Consider the following 21,409-nt stretch of genomic DNA (forward strand, 5'->3'; position numbering starts at 1 on the left):
TCTTACCTTTTGCTACTTCCACATTTTAATATCACCAACCAACTCCATCAAAACACTTTCCTGATACCCGCTCTTCCTCTCTTCCATCAACGTACGAATAACCGGCTCTAACGCAGTATCCTCCACTGTTCGCAACTGCTTCAACCGTCTTTCTGACACCAGTTTAACCGGGTTCGATAAATAATAAGAATCCACGTCAAATTTCCAATAAACCAGCTGATCTCCATACCGCTGCTTCAATCGATACGCCATCAAAATGCCCTCTGGATCATAATCACCGCTATAATAAATCACACCACCGCCGGCAACGAATATATCTAACAATTTTAACGTGGCGATTTTAAATTGACCATTTCCGGAAACAATCGTTTCTTCCACATTATCCTTGATTAACTCATTGGCTACATGCGATGCAACGCTAGAATTTTCAATCACAAACAATCGGTTCACTTCAGAAATCGATTGGGCTTCCCCCAACTTTGCCACTTCTTTTAACGGCAAATGGAAAAAAGCCTGTTCCTGCACAGCTCCTGCCAGCAGTCCATTTTCGCTTCCATCTTTATTTTTTCCCGCCAGTTGAAAAACAGAGACAAAATTAAGCAGATCATCCGTCATAATACCGTAGTGATACAGCATCTGCGCACGTTCTTCCGCATTTAAATCTTTTATTGTCCAGTCGTCATTTTCAAACGTGTAGATGATTTGCAGTGCATATAAAAAGAGCTTTCCTTCATTTTCATCGGCATCAAAAGCATGCGGATTCCCTGCAGCTTTTGATGCAAAGACAGCCAGGTATTCATCATCCTCCAACGGGAACATCGAAAATGCTTTTTCGAGATGCTTCAAAACGGCCGTCAATTCCTGTTGATTATGCTGATATAACTGATAGAACCGATTGGACTTGGTGTTAGTAATCCACTCCAATAACCGCAGGAATAAAGCTATGTTTGCCTGCTCCTTGAAAGCATGAAAGTACGCCTCCCTTTCTGCTAAAAAAGCTTCTTCTACTTCACGATTACTGACTAACACTTTCCCATGATAGCGTTCCAGAATATCCTGAAAAGAGACTTCCTCCAATTGCTTTCCGTATTTTGTTTTTAAGATTGCTTTTTCCATTTTTTCAGCAGATATTCGAATGGATTTATTCTTAGAATAATCTGCCCCTATAAATCCAGACAATGCCCGTTTTTCCACTTCTGTCGGATTCTGCAATACCACAGAAATCCCTTTCTCCACGCGTTCATAACTGCTATATTTTTGAAGGAAAAGGGAAAAAAGCCGTTCAAAGCCCTTTTCCCCTTTAAAAATAGCTGTAATTTCATCAAGTACTGCCAAGGAAAACTTCCTCCTGTTCCAGTTCATCGGTTCTCACCTTTTGGTGACCATTCCAATAATACGATTCGATTAATACATACGGACGATTTTCCGGCCGGCTCAGTTCGTAAATATTGAGAGACGGCACAGACGCATAGCATCCCCATAGTGATTGCGAATTCAAGATGTAATTAAAATTCAGTTTGCGTATATAAGCAAACATGATATTAATATTGTCCTCGTCCACCCGGGAAAATGCCTCGTCCAGTGTGAAGAGGCGCGGACATTCTTCGCTCGCTTCCGAATACTTGGCATAAAGCGCCGCAAGTACAGGGGTTACCATCGCCAGCACACGTTGTCCGCCGCTTAATTCTCCATACGTATTTCGCGTGAGTTTCTTTTCCTTATCATGCTTTTTCGTAAAGTAGATTTCAAACTCAAACCATTTACGGTAATCCAGTTCATCACGCATAATTTCTTTTAAATTTTGTTCTTTCTGCTCCTGTCTTTCATAACGGCGACGGGCAATTTTAATTTTCGAGCGGAAGTGGCTGCTGATTTCATTCACATCAATCCATTGGCTGTCTCGCTTCAACGCCTCAACTAATTTCAGGGTATCGAGCTGTTCTTCATTCTCACGTTTTTTTGGTTTCCATGCGAGACGGAATTTAATCAGATTTTCATGCTCCATAAACTTATTCATTTCTTTTTCCCAGCGCTGCACATAATTGATTTTTTTGCGGATGGTATCTCCTAACGTGTTTACCAAAATCCGCTCATATAAATCACGGTCTTTCTCGTTTACATCGCGATTCAGTCGTTCCAAACGTTCGGTTAAATGTTTGACGGCATATCTTGGCGGCACGCGCTCTCCTTCAATATTTACCGTAACCACAATCCGTTCCATTTGCCCTTGCATTAAATTTAAAGCGACATTTTTCGCATCGTCTTCGGTATCATACGCTGGCATATAATCCGATTGCTTTGTCTGCAGCGCTAAATCAAAATGGAACAGCTCGATATTTTGATCGTTAAAGACTTTGTTTAAGCGGCTTGTCACTTTTTGAATTTCTTCCCGTTTCTTATCTATCATCGACCCATGCTGTGCTTCGATTTCTTTGGCAACTGCTGCAAGCTCTGTCTCATCACTGTCCAGTTCAATATACCCCAGCTTATAATGTTCGTTGAATTCTTTTTCCCACGCTTCCTGAACCACCGTCCGAAAAGGAATTTCATGTTCTTTATTGGCTGTTATAAAATCTTTCGCTGTTTCCAAATCCCGCTTCGTATTCGTCTCTTCGGTTAGCAGCGACTCCATCTCATTTGGAATACGGACATCGATTTCCTGTGTCAGCTCCGTAATACGCCTGCGAATATCCTCAGAACCCATTTCCTTCAATCGATTTTCATACGCTTTGATTCTTTCTTCTGCTTTCTCTTTTTTAGAATTGCCATCCAATAGGTCTGCACGGGTATCATCTTCCTGTTCTTCGTACTCCGCACAACGCTCCTTGTAATCCTCCAGATTGACCCGGACATTGGTTTTATTGGTGAACGCCATTTCCAAGTCATTCAGCGCCTGCACATAATCGCGCTGATATTGCATTTCGTTATCAAAAGCTTCGATGGACAAATCCAGCGAGCTGAAATCCATTTTTGCTTTCAACTGCGCCAAAATCCGCTTGCTTTCTTCTTCCGTTTCACTGTACGCTTGGCTTAACCTCTCGCGTTGCGGCTCATAGATTTCCTGTATTTTCTCCTCACTCCGGCGCATTTCCGTATATGGCGCAGCAATGGATTCCAAGGAAGGAAAATCCATATATTCCGCTTCTGTATATTCCGCTTTCTGTTTTGCCCATTCGAGCTGCGCCTTTTTATCATCTGCTTCTTCCTGCAATTGCTGCAGTTCTGCTGTCAGCTGACGAATTTTTTCCTGACGAATTCGCTCCCGTGCCGCTTTGCCAATAACAATAAAGTCCTCTAATTGGGAGGCCTTTCCAGTAAGCTGTCCGCTGCGGAACGCGCCATTTGCCAGGATATATGTGCCATCCGTTTCTTCTACGGAAATCGAGGTCAGCACATCTTCCAGATGGGGATGTTCACTTGCTGTTAAAGCTTGGGTTAAATTGGAAGGCTGTTTCTCCCCATATTCCAGCACTGTCGCCAGTTTCTTCGCATGCGCCACATCTTCCGGCTGCACAATCACAGCGGACAGAATACCTGATTCCGCCAACGCATTTTGATAATGGAACGCTGCTTTTTCATCAATGGACGAATGAAATTCAAATGCCTCGTAAAATGGCGTAAAAGCAATGCCAGCTTCTGATAATGCATCCCATTCTTTCTTTTTCTTCTCTACAAATGCCGGCTCAATCTCATCTTTATTTTTCCAATCTGCCATTTCTGTCTGCAATGCCGTGATTTTTTCTTGCAGTACCTTGATTTCATGGGTGAGCGCTACTTGCTGGTGCTGATTTTCTTCTTTTCGAATTTGATACAGCTGCCTGAGCGGCTTCAGATAGTCTTCTTCCGTTAAACGGTCAAAAACATCATCCACTTTTTCAATCAATGTATCCCGCGTCTGTTCATCAACCTGCAAGTGGGTGGCATGATCTGCCCAATACTGGATGGCCTCTACCACGTTAATAACAGCCGCTTCGATTTTTTCTTTTGCCGCTTGAATCGTTGCCTGTTCCCCATCTATCTTCATTTGCACATCGCCCAAGTCATTATCAATCCGAGTTAATTCCGCACGTTTCTTCTCATACGCTTCCAACTCCTGTTTAATTTTCATTAAAAAGTCGCCGTATTTACGTGCTTCATTTTTCCAAGCATGAAAAGAATAGCTTTGGTTTTCTTTATTTGCAACAAGATGCGTCATATACTGCTGATGCTTGGAAAAGTCCATTTCAACAGCAATTTGGTCCATCTCCTGGATAAAACCTTGAAATTCGCGTTCATATTGGTAAAAAGCTGCTTCCAGCTCATCTTTCTTCTTCTGTGCCGCCAACTTTTTCGTTATCGTATCTTCCAGTTTTCTATTTAACGACTCGATTTCCTTCTTCCAGTCGGCTAAATCGGTTTCTGCCTCCTGTTTACGCGCCTCCACTTCTTCAATATCTTTGACACCCAGCGAATTTAATTCTTCTTTTTTCACGTCCGATTGGTTCTTTAATTTTCTTCTTTTGGCATCCATATCGGTTAATTGCTGATTTTTCTCTGCCATTTCCGATTCTTTTTGCGCTATTTCGTCCTTTAACCGGCTTAAAGCCTGCGTTGCTTTCCGATATTCCGTTGCTTTTTCCACTAAGGTCACCTGATTATAGGTGATAAACACATCACTCAGCCGCTTCATCGCCTTCAAATCACGGTTCGTATCTTTTAAATCCTTTTCAATCCGGTCAATGGACTCAATGGAGTCGGTTAATGGACGCAATTCCGCCTCTGTCAATTGCGGGAGCGAATCATTAATGACCTCTGCCACGCCCTCTGGTCTATTTTTATCACTCAGCTTTGGACTTCTGATCTGAATCAGCAAATCAATCAGACCCATAAAACTTTCCACGGTATCAAAGCCAAATAAATGCTTATTCACCTTATCCGCATAATCTTTGCGGTTCGTAAAAATCTTGCCGCATCGATATTCATTTTCAATCAAATTCCGCAATTCATTTTCATTCAACGGGATTTTCTTTAAGCTGCCTTCCATCATTTCTTCCTTATACAGCTTCAAGAAACCTTCCGAATTTCCAAAACGCTTATTATCGACAATAAAGTACCAGACTTTATTTTGTGCCTTACCACGCCTGGCATCAATGCCCATACCAATCGTCTTATAGACTTCCTGCCCTTCCTTCTTGAATTCGAGAAGAATATAGCCAATCCGCTCATTTATGCCTAGTAAACCCTCTTCGCCTAAAACCGTATCGGTAATATTCCTCTCTCTGCCGCCGAAGGGATCTAACTTATGACTTCGGACATCACCATCTAAGAGCACCGTAATTAAGCTCTGTGTTGTCACGGATTTTCCACTGCCATTATGACCGCGTAATACGCCGCATCCATCTGTAAACAGAAATTCTTGATCCGGATAGTACCAAAAACTGAATAATTTCGCACGATGCATCTGCCATCTGGCAACTGGCTGCAATGTTTCACTCATGCTTTACTCTCCTCCTTCGACGCTTCCGTATATGTGCCGACCACTCGAAAAATCCCTTCTTTGATACGGATTGTTTTATCGTCCAACCTGTCTGCAAAATTCCAGTTCAATAAATAATCCGTCACTTGAATTCGCAATTGTTCCGACGACATTTCCTTGAAACTTTTCGACCACTGTTTGCCATCCCGCTCTTTTAATAAAGCTGCAATCCGTTCTATTTCATGATTGGAAAGTTCCACTGTATTGGTAAAAGAAAACGTATAGTCCTGTTGATGTTCTAGTAAATATCCCGCAAACCGGACAACCAGGTTCGACAACATGTTTTCCGCCGGATGCACTGCCTCACCCATCACCATTTTGGTTTTCACCAGCAGATAGCTTTGTTTATACCGCTCAAATTCATAGCCTGTAAACTTGGAAATATTATTTTCAATCGCAGGATAATATCTTTTTACATATTCTTGTTCTTCTTCCGACAGCTCTCCATGATACACCACCGGCTCTAAAAACAAACGCCGATAAAACCGGTGCTTCCCATCGACATGGGCTGCATTCAACTCCGCCAGGGAAGCTTTAAAGTCATCATAATTTTCCAGCGCATAAATATCCTTAAACGGGCGTAAAAATTGGGAAACATAAGGTGTTCTTTCAAACAAAACATCATGCTCCCCATCCCCTGCAAAGTCCTCAATACTTTGGTCAACCTCTATCATCAGCTTCATTTTCAAAGCATATTTCACCACGCGAATTAAAGAAAGCCGATTCTTATATCCCGAACCTTCTTTCCAAGTAATAATCACCGGTTCCCGCGCCTCTGATTGCGGATAATAAGCCTGGATCGCCTCACAAATATTTTGCAGCGAGAACTGGTCATCTCTTCCTTTCCCCTCGATAAATGCCAATAGACAAAAGAAAAAGACAAAATCCCGCTGTTGTTTGAAGGAATATTGGCCTTTCACCTCTTTGTTTCCCATCCAGTTATAGGTTTTCACCGGAATTTTCTCCAGTTTGGCGAGCTCATGCGTGATAATCAGCCGGTAACGAAAGGTGTCCCGGAAAAACGATTTAATGTCCATCTCATTATCCTCAATAAGGAAATATAATTCTTCATCGTCCGCTCGCGTAATCCAAAAACGTTCAAGTAATTGACGAATCGCATATTGTACTTCTTCCTTCACTTGCTTTTGACCAGTATCCTGCATATTTACGACACCTCAAATTCAATCACATAATCATCCATCGTCAAAACACCCTCCGTTGACTGAATCGTAATTAATTGATTGGTCTTTTTTTCAATATGATACGTCACACCATTATCCGTTTTCTCTCTTCTATCTTTCACTGCATTTGCCTTACTGATCCAATTCAGAATTGCATCCAGAATAAATCCTTCCACTTCTTCCAAATTAGCCAATTCGACTCTGCCTCTTTGCGTAAATGCATCCAAAACTTCTTCCTCATACGCTTTTTTCTGCTTTAAGGCTTTCAGCAGCTGCTTGTCCTCCTCACTCGGCTCCATCAGGGCAATCTGCTTTTTCCTGCGAATCCCGCTCGTTTTTGCATTCTCCAGATTTTTCTCCTCGACTCCCTGTTCCAAAATCGTTTCATCCGGGTAAATTTCCTGCTCCCGTTCCGAGAAAATATGTGGGGGTTTTTCTACATTCGTTACCGCTCCAAACATCTGCAGGCAATGGTCAAAATTTTCCTCTTCCTCAAACAGCTTTGCCAAGTGCAGAAAATCATGTTTCCTGCTCTTCATTTGCTGTTCCCGCTCCGTCAGCTGTTCCAAGTATTTCATAAATTTACTAATTGTTTCATTCGTCTGTTTCAGCAAATAGTCGACATAACGCTCCCCATGCGCATCCGGAACAAACCATTTTTGAATACCAACCCACTGCATTCGGAAAATTTCCGCCATCTCCTCATCTTCCAGCTCTTCGTCCAGCTGCGGCTTCTCCTTCTGATGCAGAATCAGATGCTTAATCGCATCCTCTACAACATTTCGTGCCTGAATATCCTTCAACGCATACTCAATCACAATCGTATTCTCCTGCAACGCGACAATAAAATCCGTTAAATAGTTGGTAAACTTCTCCCGGAACGCACTGATATCTTTATTTTGCATCGCTTCTTCAATATTTCTGCTCTGAATAATCCCCAAATAATCCGAAGCCTCTTCCCGCAGCGTTTTAAAACGATTAATCACATCCGTCCAAAGCTCATGAAATGCCGTCCGTTCTTCCTTATTCAAGGATGCCTTCAAATCCTTATTTTGGAACTCCAAAATAAGGGAAGCCAGCGAACTCACCATTTTTGAATCCAGCGCACCCTTAATCTGCCGGATGGAATTATCCAGCCGTTCCAGCATCCGTTCAATCTCTATCGTTTCATCCGCACATTGATAGCGCAGCCTGCTCTTGTTATAATCCTGAATCTTGCTGACCCGCGCATTATCCGCATGGGTAATTACATTTCCCCATTCTTCTAACTGCTTCAAGTCTTCTTCCATCTGTTTCTGTGTATAATCTTCAAACAATTGCAGAGAGTCATTCTCTACAATGGCATTATAAATATCCTCGGGTAAGGAAGGAGGTCCATAATAATACTCATGCTGCTGGTATAAGTAATGAATGATTGCTGTATACCTTCTATAGTTGGGTTCAGATAAGTATTTTGCTTTGACAAACGGGGTTAACATGCGTTGTTCTAGCTTCATGGTGTGCTATTCCTCCCTGTTATTATAAAGTTTTCTGTTGGGATGATTATAACATGGTTGGCAAGGGGGCAGGAATAAAAACTTTCTTTATCAATCTTCCAAAATGTGAGGTTGGAAACATTTATTTCTTTAAATAGTTATTATCTACAAAAGCATCAAAATCACTATAGCTGTCATTGTCTATTCGTTGTTGATTATATTTCTGATATGCTTCTATTGCCGTTTGATCAGCTACGGCCTTTGCTACTTTACCAGCTCCCTGCAAAATTTCCCGCTCATCAAATTGTAAAAACGCATCCAGCCTCTTTTTCCAATCCGCCATATACATTGGTTTCTTGCGCTCTGCTTGATCTTCTGCATAATCTAAATATCTGGTTACAATCCGGTTTAGCGATTTGATTTCTTTCTCCGTCAAATAATTTTGACCACCGTCACGTCCTGTCTACGAACCTTTTCTCCTTTCCATGTAGTAAGTCCCATATTCTCTTTCTCTGCATCTGCCCTACTATTAATCAATTCAGCAGCAGTTTGACCATGAATAGCAAAGTGAAGCTTATTCTGCACCGTTGCAAAAAATTCTTTTGTCACGTCTGCATTAGGAGTATAATCAACAGAAGTTGCATAGATATCTGTGATTTTTTGATAGAATCGTCTTTCGGATGCACGGATATCACGAATTCTTTCAAGCAATTCATCAAAATAGTCTTCCCCTAAATTCCCCATATCTTTGAGACGTTCATCATCCATGGTAAATCCTTTCACAAGGTATTCATTCAAACGTTCCGTAGCCCACTGACGAAACTGGGTGCCGCGGTGAGAGCGAACACGATAGCCAATGGCGAGGATCATTTCGAGGTTGTAATGTTTTGCTTGCCGTTCTACTTTTCTTATGCCTTCATTTTGAACTTGTAAGTAATGCTTACAAGTTGCTTCTTCTTTCAATTCTTCTTCCTTATAAATATTTTTTATATGAAGCGTTATATTTGTGAAAAAGTTTGATACAACTCAGCAATTGCCTTCTGTGTCATCCAGACTGTTTCATTTTCTAAACGGACATCTATTTTTGTATCGCCTTCTTCTGTTTGGTAGATAAGCATGTTTGTGTCATTAATATTCATCAGTTCTACTCCTTTCGTTTCGGAGGTGAGAGGATATATGACTTCATAGATAAGCAGTCAAGATTTCATATGAATCAAATAATTTAATTTTGCATCAATGTCTTTCCTGAATACCCTTTTTTCTACAGCAATGGTTGGTCTACCATCATAAGAATCAATTGATCTCACATAGCCTGATAAAAAATAATCTTTTTTTAATAACGTATTAAAAACTTTGTTGAATGGCTTAGGGATGTATCCTACGCGCGCATTTCCATTATTAGAATTAATAACTTCAACTGCTTCTGTATCATCCGTATTATTTTCATCATTTCGTAAAACCAATGGCGCATTTACCTCTAAATGACTATTATTACTTTTTGTATATGACCAGCCTGCAATTTCGCCGATATAGATTAACTTATCATGATCCATATATACCGGCTCCAAGAATGACAAATTATCTGTAGCAGTTCTTCCTTTTGTAATCTTTAAATATTCCCATGTTACATCATCGCTATTTTGAAGTTGATAATCATGAATGATTTTCTTAAAAATATGTCGATTTTGATTTGGTAACCTTCTTTCGAAAACCGAAAACAATTTTTCACTATAATATTCCTTGTTTAGATCCTTTAAGCCTACAAATGGTCTAAACCCTTCTTCTTCAGCCTGTAACACAACTTCTTTATTATAAAAAAATTTATAATTCACTTCATAAGCATGATCGCTTTTAGACAATACCCCAACAAAATAATTTTTCTTTGTCTTAGGCCCTTTCCATGATACTAATAATTTTTCACTGCTTTCGGACATGTTATATCCCTCCCATATAAAGTAGTTAATTATACATAACTGTCTTCTTCATTATTATAAAAATACCTTTGCAAAAATAGCCGAAATACCTCTTCGTTAAAGTTCAAGAGTTGGTAATTTCACTGATTTTTCTATTTGAGAGGAAAATAGTCTAAGAAAAAATATATTCGAATTCCGATTTTTAAATCCTTCTATTTTAGCTTCAATTTAAGGTTGTATATGAATGGTTCATATTGATTAATTGTGTTCTGATTTTAAAATCACATACCTCCACTCTTTTTTATATGGGAGCGATTTCTTTAAAAACAATATGATTGTTCTTTTTATTATATCGATACTCTATTAAGTGTAAGTTTTTCCATTGTGATGTTTCTGCTGGGTTTCTTCCTTTTGTATAAAAACGTACTGCGCTTTCATCTCGCTTTTTAACAACTTCCTCTGATATATATGAAGCTACTATAAAAGCTTCAATCATGTTATAGTCATGACTATATTCTTGTTCTATCCAATCAATATATTTCATAGCTTGATCAATAGTTTCGATATTTGCAGCATCTTTTTTTATCTCTATCATTAGATACTTTGAAATTGTTTTATAACCTTTAATATATCTATAGCCAAACACATCCATCTTATCCATATAATCAATCGGCTTAAACGGAGATGCTATAACTTGATGACTGATGTAGTCCCATGTCCCATAAATATTGTTAGAATCATTATTAGATATATAATCGATAATAGCCGCTTCAATCGCCATTTCATGTTTAATACTATTATTTTCCTCAGCATATTTAACAATATTTTTAGAGGTGACTAAATAATTAGTTGTATATATATCTTTTATTCTTTTATGTACTTTTTTATCATATTGATAGCAACCTGATTTTCCATTAACAATGGATTCGTTGGCTTTTAGAACGCAATCAAAAAGTGCTTTGTTTTCAATTTCATCGATCTTTATAAATGACAACTTCCATAATGCTCTCAACATTTTAAATGCATGGGGAGTTGAGGATAACACTTCATCCATATCTACACCCTTTTTAAATAAGTAAGGATCACCTTTAAATGTACATAAAAATCTTTTCTTCAAGTCTTCTTTCGATTCATTAAGAATCATTTTATCCTCAATCATATCAAAAGATGTTGTTCCAGGTTTATCAGCACCAGGAAAATTCAAAAAAATACAATTGTTATGGATGTTAACTAACTTTCCTATTCCATAAATTTTCCTTTTGTGGAAAAAATAAACATTATCTCCATTTTTCATCGAAAGGTAATCTGCAAAAGTACCTTCATGTGGAGTACTCCAATATTTTTCTGGAATATTATTAAATTTTGTACTATATACACCTGTTTCCGCAACTTCTTTAAGGGAATCTATACTATCTAATGTAAAAATATAACCTGCCATACTTTTATTACTCCTAAATTTTTATACTATAATCTAATTATTCTATACATGGATTAATTTATATTATACTTTTCACCTAATTGTCTAATTGCCTGAGTAGATTTAATTTTTTAGCTACCTATATTATACAAATAAATTCTTATAATATAAAACATTTGTTGTAATCGCCACACCAAATAAAACCTTGTTCAACAGTGACGTTCTTGGGAAAGTACTTTATCCAAACTCCAAAAAGGACAATGTATTGTATCAGGACCACTGATGATGGAACGTTAGCACAATCGCCACCAACTGTGATAAATATCAATGCATTAAATGAAAGAATAAAATAATCTATTTGAAAGGATTGCCTTCCATGATGGAGGGCAATCCTTTCATTATAAATGATATGATTTACCTATTAACCAAACAAACTAAATTGCTGCGACTCAATCTTTAATTGTTCTATTTCTTCTTGCTCAATTTCTTTAATACGCTTAGCCATTCTTTCAATTAAACCTACAACTAAAGCATTTCCCATACAAAAATAGCGCATTCGTTCAGTCATATTATCAGTCCAATTGTCCGGAAAGCCATTAAGACGTTCACACTCTACAGGTGTTAAAAATCTTAACCTTTTGGTAACTGGATCTTCTACAACATGCGTACTCCGATTATTTGTTCCTTCACTCGTTAGCATTGTCCTCCCTGGCTTAGCTACATCATCAGGAAAGGCCATACCACCTTCAGAAAAGTAGTAACTATGTCCTGTTGAGGAAGTTCTTTCAATTCGTTTAGGCCCCTTCAAATAACGAAATTTCTCAATAGCAGCATCATCTAAATAATAACTTTCGTCTACATTAGATTGTAAAATACTTCCCAGAGAAGTAAAAGATTCTGTTTTCGGAATAACCTCTTCTGTGTATACTGCTCCATTCTTCATAATACCAGCATTCAAATACTTTTGTGAAAATTCATCTGATACTTCTAATAAGTTCTCTGGTAATTGAAATTCTCTTGGTGGGTGCTTATCTACATACATTTCTTCAATCGGAAAGACAGGTGCAAAAAAACCATCTTTATGAAGGATAGAATCATTTTCCTTTTTGAAAAGGCCATTATAATACGCTGTACTATTATGCACAGCAAAAATAAAAACTCTTCTGCGTCTTTGAGCTTGTCCATAATCTGCTGCATTGATTACTCGCCATTCAACAGAATAATTTAAATCTCGAAGACTTGCCAACATCACTGAAAAATCTCTGCCTCTTTGTTTAGAAGGTGATTTCAGTAGGCGATCAACATTTTCTAAAAGTAAATATTTGGGTTGTATTTCTCTTACAAGCCTCGTAATTTCCCAAAATAAAACCCCTTTTTTTCCTTCTAAACCTTTTTCTCCAGATAGACTGCGTGCAACCGAGTAGTCTTGACACGGGAAGCCGCCAACCACTAGATTTATATCTTGATTTATAAATTGTGTTTCATTTACATGAGCAATATCTACGTTGGAGTGTATACCTTTATCCTTGAATTGTTTAGCATAGCAATCAAAAGCATCTTGTCTTTTTTTCGAAGGTTCCCATTGGTTCCCCCATACTACTTCAAAGCCTTTTATTTGTTCCAGCCCAAGGCGAAATCCACCAACACCAGCAAAGAGCTCCATAATTTTCAACATGCTATACACCCTTTCGGTATTCATTATACATGATAACAATTATAATAAAAAATATGATGAGGATCAACTTTTACTTAGTTTTAAATTTATTATAACATAAAATACAGAACTAATGTTCTTTTTGAGGTGAAAAAATAATGATTTATGAAACAGAAGAAGAATTATTAGAAAAAGCTATTGCAGCTGAAGGAAAAAGTTTTAAAGATTTAGACCAAAAAGGAAGACTGAGTAACACAAAATCCAAGGGTGGATTAGGTCATATTATTGAAGAAAGCTACTTTGGATATGAAGTAAATTCTAATGCAGCTCCTGATTTTGAAGAACTTGACATTGAATTAAAAGTCACTCCATTTAAAATGAATAAAAATGGAACAGTGTCTTCTAAAGAAAGACTAGTGCTTAATATTATTAACTATATGGAAGAAATACAATATAATTTCGAAACCTCCAGCTTCTGGAACAAAAATAAAAAGCTATTATTGATGTTGTATCAATGGCTTCCTAATACAGATCGTGAGGATTATCAAATATATAAAAGCTTCCTTTTCACTTTCCCCGAGGCAGATTTAGAAATTATCAAGCAAGATTGGGAAACGATTATCAATAAAATAAATGCCGGAAAGGCACATGAATTGTCTGAAGGAGATACAAATTATCTAGGAGCTTGTACAAAAGGTGCTAGTAATAAACAGTTACGCCCGCAACCTTACTCAGATATAACAGCAATGCAACGAGCATATTCTTTAAAACAAAGCTATATGACAGCCTTAATTCGAAAGATTATAAAGAAGGAAGAATTAGTTTCTTTTACCAAAAAAGAAGAACTGCATAAATTAAGCTTTGAAGATATTTTAAAAAATCGCTTTAAAAATTATATAGGAATGTCTGATATGGAAATAGCAGACAAATTAGGAATAGAATATAATGGCAAAGCAAAATCATCTATTGCTTTACTTATCAGTGCACTTTTAGGGATTAAAGGCACCCGTTTGGATAATATTGAGGAGTTTTCTAAAGCTAATATCCAATTTAAAACCATTCGTCTAGAACCTAATGGTTTACCTCGTGAGCATATGTCCTTTGAAAATATTCACTTTGATGAATGGGTACATGAAGATTGGGAAGAAAGCAGTGTTCGTGAAAAATTTATGTCAACCAAGTTTTTATTTGTGGTATTTCAGTTTTATGAAACGAAAAAAGAAAATCCAGCTAGAGTTCCATATCTAAAAGGCATCCGGTTATGGAATATGCCTTTGCAAATTATTGATAATGAAGTGAGAGGTATCTACGATGAAGTGAATCGATTAATGGAAATCGGTTTAGACTTAAAAGTAAAAGCGTACGGCAAAGGAACAAGGCAAGAAAATAATTTCCCAAAAGCTGGTTTTAATGGCGTAGCACACGTTCGCCCTAAAGGCAGGGATGGAAAAGATACTGTGACACTTCCTACTGGACAAGTTGTGACGAAACAGTGTTTATGGTTGAACCGTGAGTTTATTGCTAATATTATAGATAATACCTCGAAGTAGTAGTTACTGATACATTATTTTCATAGAAGAATTGGTATTAATAGCTGTGATTTATTAAATTAATACATCACAGCTATTTTGAAAGTTATATAGGATTTTATATCTTAGAAACCTATATCACTTCCGTCTTCACAACTCCCTATCAATCTCCTCCAAAACCTCAAACAATTCCCTAAAACTCCGAATCGTAAAATCAGCTCCGTGCTCTATAAAAGTCTTCTCCACCTTCACAATCCGTTCCTCTTGCTCCACATCCGACAATGCATGAAATTCCTCTTCACTCAATCCCATTTCCGAACTTCCAATCACAACAGCAACAGCCCAAACGCCTGCATGTAATGCTTCTTCTATATCCGGAATCGTATCTCCCACCTTAACTACATGCCGTGCTGCAGATAATTTCAAAGCTTCCATATTATGATAAACCATATATGGATACGGTCTTCCCATGCCGCTTGTTCCATCGGCTGTGATATAAAAATCCGGCTGATACCCTTTTTTCGCCGCTTCCGGAGCAACAATATCCATCATTTTTTGTGTATACCCGGAGGTGGAACCAATTTTTAAGTTTTGTTCTCTAAACTTTTCGATTGTTTCCAGGACCTCTGGCTTGGGATCTGTGTAGATCGCTAAAGTTTCCAGCAGGGCAGACTCAAATCCGGCATATAAGCTCTCTACATCATGTTCTGTGAATTCCTGTCCATACCTCTCTTTCCACAACGTGGAAATCCGCGGCATCGACAGTATCGCCCGGACATGATCTATCTTTGTCAATCCCATTGGTTCTCTTGCCTCGTCAATCGTTACTTCTATACCAGCATTTTTAAAAACAGTTACAAATGCATGTACAGGGGCAAAGCTGCCAAAATCCACTGTTGTTCCTGCCCAATCTAAGATAATGCCTTCAATTTTTTTCATTTAACCACCACTCCCATATATTCTTGAATGACGTTGCATAATCTTTCTATATCTGTTTCATACACTTCTCCGATATTACCAATCCGGAATGTATTTAGCTCTGTCAGTTTTCCAGGATAAAGCACAAAACCTCTTTCCTTCACGTAATAATAAAAATCTTCAAATACAAAGATATCATTCGGAAATAGAAATGTCGTAATAATAGGCGACTGTCTTTCCTCCGGTATATACGCTTGGAAACCAAGCTGTTCCATCTTCTTTCGCAACAGTTGGTTATTACGCTGATAACGCTGGAACCTTTCCTGGATACCCCCTTCTACAATTAACTCATCTACCGCTTTCGAAAATGCTGCCACTGCATGTGTCGGGGAGGTGTAACGCCATTTTCCATCCTTATGCATAACCTTCCACTGATCGTATAAATCTAAAGATAAACTGCCTGCATTCCCTTCACACGCCAGCAATTTGTCTTGTTTCGCAATCACAAAACCGAATCCGGGCACACCTTGAATACATTTATTGGCACTGCTAATTAAGAAATCGATCCCCAGTTCACCAACATCCATTTCTATTCCGCCAAAACTGCTCATGGCATCTACTATAATTGTTTTTCCATACGCCTTTCCGAGTCTCGAAATCATTTCCAGCGGATTCCATATTCCTGTAGTTGTTTCACAATGTACCATTACCAGATGCGTAATCGTACGGTCATTCTCTAAAATAGACTTTAATTCCCATTCATCCGGATAAGCATTGTAGGCAACTTGATAATGTTTATAATGTAAGCCGATATAATCAGCTATTTTTACGATGCGCTCTCCATACGTACCGTTCGTAATAATAAGTGCTTTATCCTTTTTATTCATTGCTGTTGTCATCACAGATTCCACCGTGAATGTCCCGCTTCCCTGCATCAAAACAGCCGTATAATCATCTTCGGATACCTTTGCAAGCTGAAGCAGCTGTGTACGAATTTTCTGGGTGGTCTCTTTGTAGTCCTGGTCCCATGTACAACGGTCCAAAAGCATCTTTTCTTTCACAGTATCCGTTGTTGTTAATGGGCCGGGAGTTAATAGTTTATATTGTTCCAACATATATCGCTCCTTTTTTAACGTATAGAAAAGTGCTTCAACACTATAGAAACAACCGAATTCAACTCTCTATTTCGCAGAATTGAAAAATTCCTGGTGTTGTTCCAACAACTCCACACTCAACGTCTGATCAAATGTTTTTGCATGTGCCGGCTCATGTGTGTCATCCACAGTTTCTCCTTCATAAAGTGCTACTGGATAATACGTTAATAGTTCTTCTCTGGCATCCGTAGAAATAACCTCTGCCATTTCCATTGCTTTCTGTGATTTTTCATCATTCTCCTCTTTGTTCACAACTCCGACAGCTTCTATTAGTGAATAATTTCCTTCTGTTGGATCTACAAAGTCAATTGGTGCTCCAGAATCTTTCGCCGCTACCGCTTGATGTCTGAGCCCGAACCCTGCAGCTACTTCTCCTGCCTGCACCTTGCTGATTGGTCCGGATCCGGAACTTTCCAGGTGCGGCCCGACATTTGCAATTACATCTTTGAGAATAGCTTTTCCTTCTGCTTCCCCGTATTCATCAATAATCGCCTGTACCATCAACCACCCTGTCGAGGAATCATCAATGTTTGGTATCGATACAAGTCCTTCGTATTCCGGCATTGCTAAATCTGCAATGCTTTCCGGAGCTTCTAAGCCATGTTGTTTCAGTACTTCCGTGTTTACAAAAATAGCGCCTGTATTACCTAAAATAGGGGTATAAAAATCGGAATGCCCTTCTAATGCATCTGTTTCAAAAGTTAAGTCTGCAAACATATCATTTTGTTCTTGCGCACTGTCCAGAAAATAGGAGCTCATTGTTACTACATCCGCTTCAATCTGATCTCCTTCCGCTAGCAGTTTGCCTCCTAATTCAGATGTTCCTTGCGATTGCAAAATATACTCCCCTTCATAGCCTGCATCATCCAAGGATGTTTCCATTGCTGCGGTTGCTTCTTCATCTGCATTGGTATAAATGACCACATCATCACTGCTCTGGGCGCCGCATCCCGCTAAAATAAACGCTAAACCGATTCCTGCTCCTGCCATGGATTTTTTCATCGTTTTTAACATAGTTTCCCCTCGCTTTTTATTCATTGCTTATCTTTTTTTGAAAAACTTCAGATATGCCTCTAACAACTAAGTTCGTTAAGAAAATAAGCATAGAAAGAACAAAAATTTCATTGAACTGGGCAAAGTGCTGCAATTCATTAATTTCACTTGCTACTACATTTGTCTGCGCAGATACCAGAAAAATAATACCGCTGATGGTTACCATCGCATTGATAAAATAGTAGCTGAACATCTCTAAAACAGTAGATACAGAGTTTGGAAGGATAACGCGGTATATTGTTTTCATCCAGTTATCTCCCAACAATTCTCCGGATGTTTCCCAACCTGGGTTCATTTTTGTTAATGCATTCTTCGCCATCAAATACGGGGTTGTAAAATAATGCATGATATTACACAACACAATAATGAGGAAGGTTCCTTTTAAACTGCTGTCATTAAAAAGCAATAAATAAGATAATCCTAAAACCATACCTGGTACTGTGTTGGTAATCATCGAAAACACATCTACCGTTTGTTTTCCTTTTAACGATGTACGTGCATTAAGAAGTGCTGCCCCGTATGCAATAATCGTTCCCAATCCTGCAGTTAAAACCGCAACAAGAAGTGAATTTCTATATACCATAACCAGATCATTCGACTGAAACACACCTGTGATATGATTCCATGTAAAACGTAAATCATATGGAAAAGCTGTCACGAATGGCGCAATAAACATAACTACAAATATGGAAAGCATCGCCAGTAACGAAACAACAGATAACATACCGAAGAGACTGTCCCGAGCTTTACTCAATGTTAATTCTGTTTCACTGAGCTTATCATAATGAAAATTGAATCTTTCCAGATAATTTAACAGAATGACGCCAATCACCGCCGGGAAAAGCATCCAAACAGCAATCACAGCTCCTTGGCTAAAGTCTGGAATCGAACCCAGCATGGTTTGATAAAGCTGCGTCGCAACCACATCATACGTTCCGCCTAAAGAAGCCGGTATGCCAAAATCTGTGAAGCTGAGAATAAAAGATAAAACAAACGCTCCGCCCATAGCACCCAGCAGGGGACGAAAAACCGTGTTCATAAAGCTTCTGAATGTTCCATCGCCCATCAGCTTGGATACGATGATAAATTTCTTATCCACATAATGAAAAGCGTTATGGATCAAGAGAAAAGCTGCCGGCAGCGTATAGATGACATATCCAATAAGTAATCCGTTAAATCCATAGATTTCAAACAAATTCCAGCCAAACACATTTGTCAATAAGCCTTGATTTCCAAAAGTATACATAATCGCAAACCCGTACGTAATCGTAGGAATCAGCATCGGAATAAGGATTCCGATTTTCACTGCCCCTTTGATAGGTCGATAGATTCTCGTGCAGTTCACTGCATAAGCTAAGACAAATGCCAATGTCGTCGTAATAACAGCGGTAGCCCCTGAGACTTTGATGCTGTTGCCTATTGCACTGATGAATGTGCTATTTGACAAAGCAGCAGCATAATTGGAAAACCCGATTCCCTCCTCTGTTATAAAGGAGCGAAAAAATAATATAGCCAAGGGAGCCAGCAGAAAAGTAACGAATAACAATAAAAGAATGATAAAGATCATTCGCATCTCCGGTCTTGCGTTATGCATACTTTTCACCAAACAGGTTGTAGATATTTTGCCGTTTTATATGAAGCTGCCTTAAAATAAAATTCTTCACAAAATCATTCTTTGGCTGATTCATAATTTCAAACGGCGTTCCAAATTGCGAGATATTTCCCTGATTAATAATCAAGATCTTGTCTGATATTGTTAAAGCTTCTTCCGGGTCATGCGTCACAATGATCGTCGTCAGATTAAATTCCTTGGCGATCGACTTGATTCTTTCTTTAATCGACTCCTTAATCACCCCGTCTAATGCACTTAGCGGCTCGTCTAAAAGTAATACATCCGGCTTCGTCACAAGGGTTCGGGCTAAAGCAACCCGCTGCTTCTGCCCGCCGGATAACTCGCCAATTTTCTTTTTCAAATGCGGTGTCAGTTCTAAGAAATCAATATATTCTTTAACTTCAGCATCCGTTGCTATATCTTTTTTATTACGTAAGCCATATACAATGTTGTCATAAGCATTTAAATGCGGAAATAACGCATAATCTTGAAACACAATATTAAACCCGCGATTTTTCATCGCTACATTACTTAGATCATTGTTATTAAAAATAACTTTCCCCTGGTCCATTTTAGTCAGGCCCAAGATAATATTTAATAAGGTTGTCTTTCCACTTCCACTCGGACCAAGCAATGATACGATTTCACCGTTATTAATAGTAAGATCAATATTTTCTAGTACAACTTTCTGGTCGAATTGTTTACCAATGTTTTGTAATTCCAACAAACAGACCACCTCCTCTGAGTTACCCCCATCATATAAAAAGAATATTAAGATAAAACACTTATCGTGTTAAGAATATGTAAATTTTGACTATATGAAGCATAATTCATGCATAATTTATATCTATTAACGTTTAAATATACGCATATTTTATTGTGAAATTTGTAAAAATAATTGATTATATAGCCGTTCATCCGTAAACTGAATATAAACGAAACTTCATTCAGTGGGAGTTTTTGCTTTTCTCCCACTGAATTAGCCTTAGTGATTCAGAGAGTTAGCGCCCGTTATCCCCTGCCTAAATAAATTAATTCTCTCTCTTTATTTGAAGGCGGGAGTTTTATGAGCGCTTCTCCGTGATAAAGATTTATCCAATCAAACGTTACACGAGGAGGATAAGATGCTTCCAGTTGAGAGACAAAAGAAAATGATTGATTTGCTAATGGTGCAAAAAGTAATGAGAATGCCGGCACTTCAGGAAGAGATGGAAATTTCTATAGATACACTGCGAAGGGATATTAATGCCCTTGCCAAACAAGGGAAAATTAAAAAAATATACGGCGGGGTCAAATTAGCAGAGCCAAAGCTCGGTGAAATTTCCATGGAAGAACGAATGATCAACCACTTAGATGAAAAAACGGACATCGCTAAAACATGTCATGCACACATTGAAGAGGGTGACTGCATTTATCTGGACAGTGGATCGACGACTTTTCAAATTGCAAAATATATTAAAGAGAAACGAAATCTGACAGTCATTACGAATTCTGTTCCTGTCATACTCGAATTAATGAATAGTCATATCGAACTGATCGTTATCGGGGGTAAAGTCCGAAAAAATGAACAGTCTGTTGTAACCTATGATTACTTGTTTAACTTTCATCAATTAAACATTCAAAAAGCCTTTATCTGTGCAAGTGGCATCACAATAGAGAAAGGCATTTCAGATTATAATGTGGAGGAAGCTCTTGCCCGCAAAAAAATAATTGACCTTTCTCACGAAGTCTATGTAGCTGCCGACAGTTCAAAATTTGGAAAGAACGTTACAGTAAATATTACAGGTTTGGATAACGTGAATTATGTTGTGACGGATAAGAAGGTAGAAGAAAGCTTTATAAAGCAATTCTCTGAGGTAGAGACAGAGCTGATGGTAGCTGGAGAGTAAGACCGAAGCAAGAAATGGAAGATAAGAATCGCATTTTAGGAGGTGTTGCAAAGGGCTTCTAATGTGTGATTCTTTATTTTCGGATAAATAAGCTTTTGC

General features: G+C 38.4%; 15 protein-coding genes and 1 pseudogene. 2 read left to right on the forward strand and 14 right to left on the reverse strand.

All coding sequences use genetic code 11. From position 1 onward, the window contains the following. Positions 1 to 12: 12 nt before the first annotated feature. The 9 genes and pseudogenes from ACFQ19_RS01985 to dcm all read right to left on the reverse strand — a co-directional run bounded on the left by ACFQ19_RS01985 (position 13) and on the right by dcm (position 13,176). Complete coding sequence (locus ACFQ19_RS01985; protein ID WP_379590249.1) at positions 13 to 1,335, reverse strand: TIGR02679 domain-containing protein; 1,323 nt, start codon at positions 1,333 to 1,335, stop codon at positions 13 to 15. Continuing rightward, entirely contained in the window at positions 1,322 to 5,476 is a 4,155-nt protein-coding gene (locus ACFQ19_RS01990; RefSeq protein ID WP_379590250.1) for a TIGR02680 family protein, read from the reverse strand. The genes ACFQ19_RS01985 and ACFQ19_RS01990 overlap by 14 nt, the downstream gene beginning before the upstream one ends. Next, positions 5,473 to 6,678: a TIGR02678 family protein gene (locus ACFQ19_RS01995; protein WP_379590251.1), complete on the reverse strand. Its 1,206-nt coding sequence runs from the start codon at positions 6,676 to 6,678 to the stop codon at positions 5,473 to 5,475. Before ACFQ19_RS01995 ends, ACFQ19_RS01990 begins: the two co-directional genes overlap by 4 nt. A 2-nt stretch (positions 6,679 to 6,680) precedes the next feature. Continuing rightward, positions 6,681 to 8,192: a TIGR02677 family protein gene (locus tag ACFQ19_RS02000; protein WP_379590252.1), complete on the reverse strand. Its 1,512-nt coding sequence runs from the start codon at positions 8,190 to 8,192 to the stop codon at positions 6,681 to 6,683. 121 nt (positions 8,193 to 8,313) lie between these two features. Further along, positions 8,314 to 9,134, reverse strand: a pseudogene (locus ACFQ19_RS02005) (virulence RhuM family protein). 35 nt (positions 9,135 to 9,169) lie between these two features. Next, on the reverse strand, positions 9,170 to 9,310 hold the full coding sequence (locus tag ACFQ19_RS02010; protein WP_379590253.1) for a hypothetical protein: 141 nt from the start codon (positions 9,308 to 9,310) through the stop codon (positions 9,170 to 9,172). A gap of 57 nt (positions 9,311 to 9,367) precedes the next feature. Beyond that, entirely contained in the window at positions 9,368 to 10,105 is a 738-nt protein-coding gene (locus tag ACFQ19_RS02015; RefSeq protein ID WP_379590254.1) for an HIRAN domain-containing protein, read from the reverse strand. Positions 10,106 to 10,385: 280 nt separating this feature from the next. Beyond that, positions 10,386 to 11,522 (reverse strand): hypothetical protein, encoded by a 1,137-nt coding sequence (locus ACFQ19_RS02020; protein ID WP_379590255.1) that lies wholly within the window; start codon positions 11,520 to 11,522, stop codon positions 10,386 to 10,388. A gap of 400 nt (positions 11,523 to 11,922) precedes the next feature. Next, positions 11,923 to 13,176 (reverse strand): DNA (cytosine-5-)-methyltransferase, encoded by a 1,254-nt coding sequence (dcm, locus tag ACFQ19_RS02025; RefSeq protein WP_379590256.1) that lies wholly within the window; start codon positions 13,174 to 13,176, stop codon positions 11,923 to 11,925. Between the two features lie 137 nt (positions 13,177 to 13,313). On the opposite strand from dcm, the gene ACFQ19_RS02030 reads away from it, so the two are divergent. Continuing rightward, on the forward strand, positions 13,314 to 14,705 hold the full coding sequence (locus ACFQ19_RS02030; protein ID WP_379590257.1) for a Sau3AI family type II restriction endonuclease: 1,392 nt from the start codon (positions 13,314 to 13,316) through the stop codon (positions 14,703 to 14,705). A 129-nt stretch (positions 14,706 to 14,834) separates the two neighbouring features. Here the strand turns inward: ACFQ19_RS02030 and phnX are convergent, their stop codons facing one another. The 5 genes from phnX to ACFQ19_RS02055 all read right to left on the reverse strand — a co-directional run bounded on the left by phnX (position 14,835) and on the right by ACFQ19_RS02055 (position 20,148). Beyond that, entirely contained in the window at positions 14,835 to 15,623 is a 789-nt protein-coding gene (gene phnX, locus ACFQ19_RS02035) for a phosphonoacetaldehyde hydrolase (RefSeq protein WP_379590258.1), read from the reverse strand. Then, on the reverse strand, positions 15,620 to 16,714 hold the full coding sequence (gene phnW / locus ACFQ19_RS02040) for a 2-aminoethylphosphonate--pyruvate transaminase (RefSeq protein ID WP_379590260.1): 1,095 nt from the start codon (positions 16,712 to 16,714) through the stop codon (positions 15,620 to 15,622). Before phnW ends, phnX begins: the two co-directional genes overlap by 4 nt. A gap of 69 nt (positions 16,715 to 16,783) precedes the next feature. Then, positions 16,784 to 17,770 (reverse strand): extracellular solute-binding protein, encoded by a 987-nt coding sequence (locus ACFQ19_RS02045; RefSeq protein ID WP_379590261.1) that lies wholly within the window; start codon positions 17,768 to 17,770, stop codon positions 16,784 to 16,786. A gap of 16 nt (positions 17,771 to 17,786) precedes the next feature. After that, positions 17,787 to 19,382, reverse strand: a complete 1,596-nt coding sequence (locus ACFQ19_RS02050; RefSeq protein ID WP_379590311.1) for an ABC transporter permease subunit — start codon at positions 19,380 to 19,382, stop codon at positions 17,787 to 17,789. A gap of 13 nt (positions 19,383 to 19,395) precedes the next feature. Next, a complete protein-coding gene (locus ACFQ19_RS02055) occupies positions 19,396 to 20,148 on the reverse strand; it encodes an ABC transporter ATP-binding protein (protein WP_379590263.1) in 753 nt (250 codons plus the stop codon). A gap of 397 nt (positions 20,149 to 20,545) precedes the next feature. Here ACFQ19_RS02055 and ACFQ19_RS02060 point away from each other — a divergent pair, with 397 nt between their 5' ends. After that, positions 20,546 to 21,310: a DeoR/GlpR family DNA-binding transcription regulator gene (locus tag ACFQ19_RS02060; protein WP_379590264.1), complete on the forward strand. Its 765-nt coding sequence runs from the start codon at positions 20,546 to 20,548 to the stop codon at positions 21,308 to 21,310. Positions 21,311 to 21,409 lie beyond the last annotated feature (99 nt).

This window comes from Oceanobacillus locisalsi (genome assembly GCF_042675985.1).
Taxonomy (GTDB): domain Bacteria; phylum Bacillota; class Bacilli; order Bacillales; family Amphibacillaceae; genus Oceanobacillus; species Oceanobacillus locisalsi.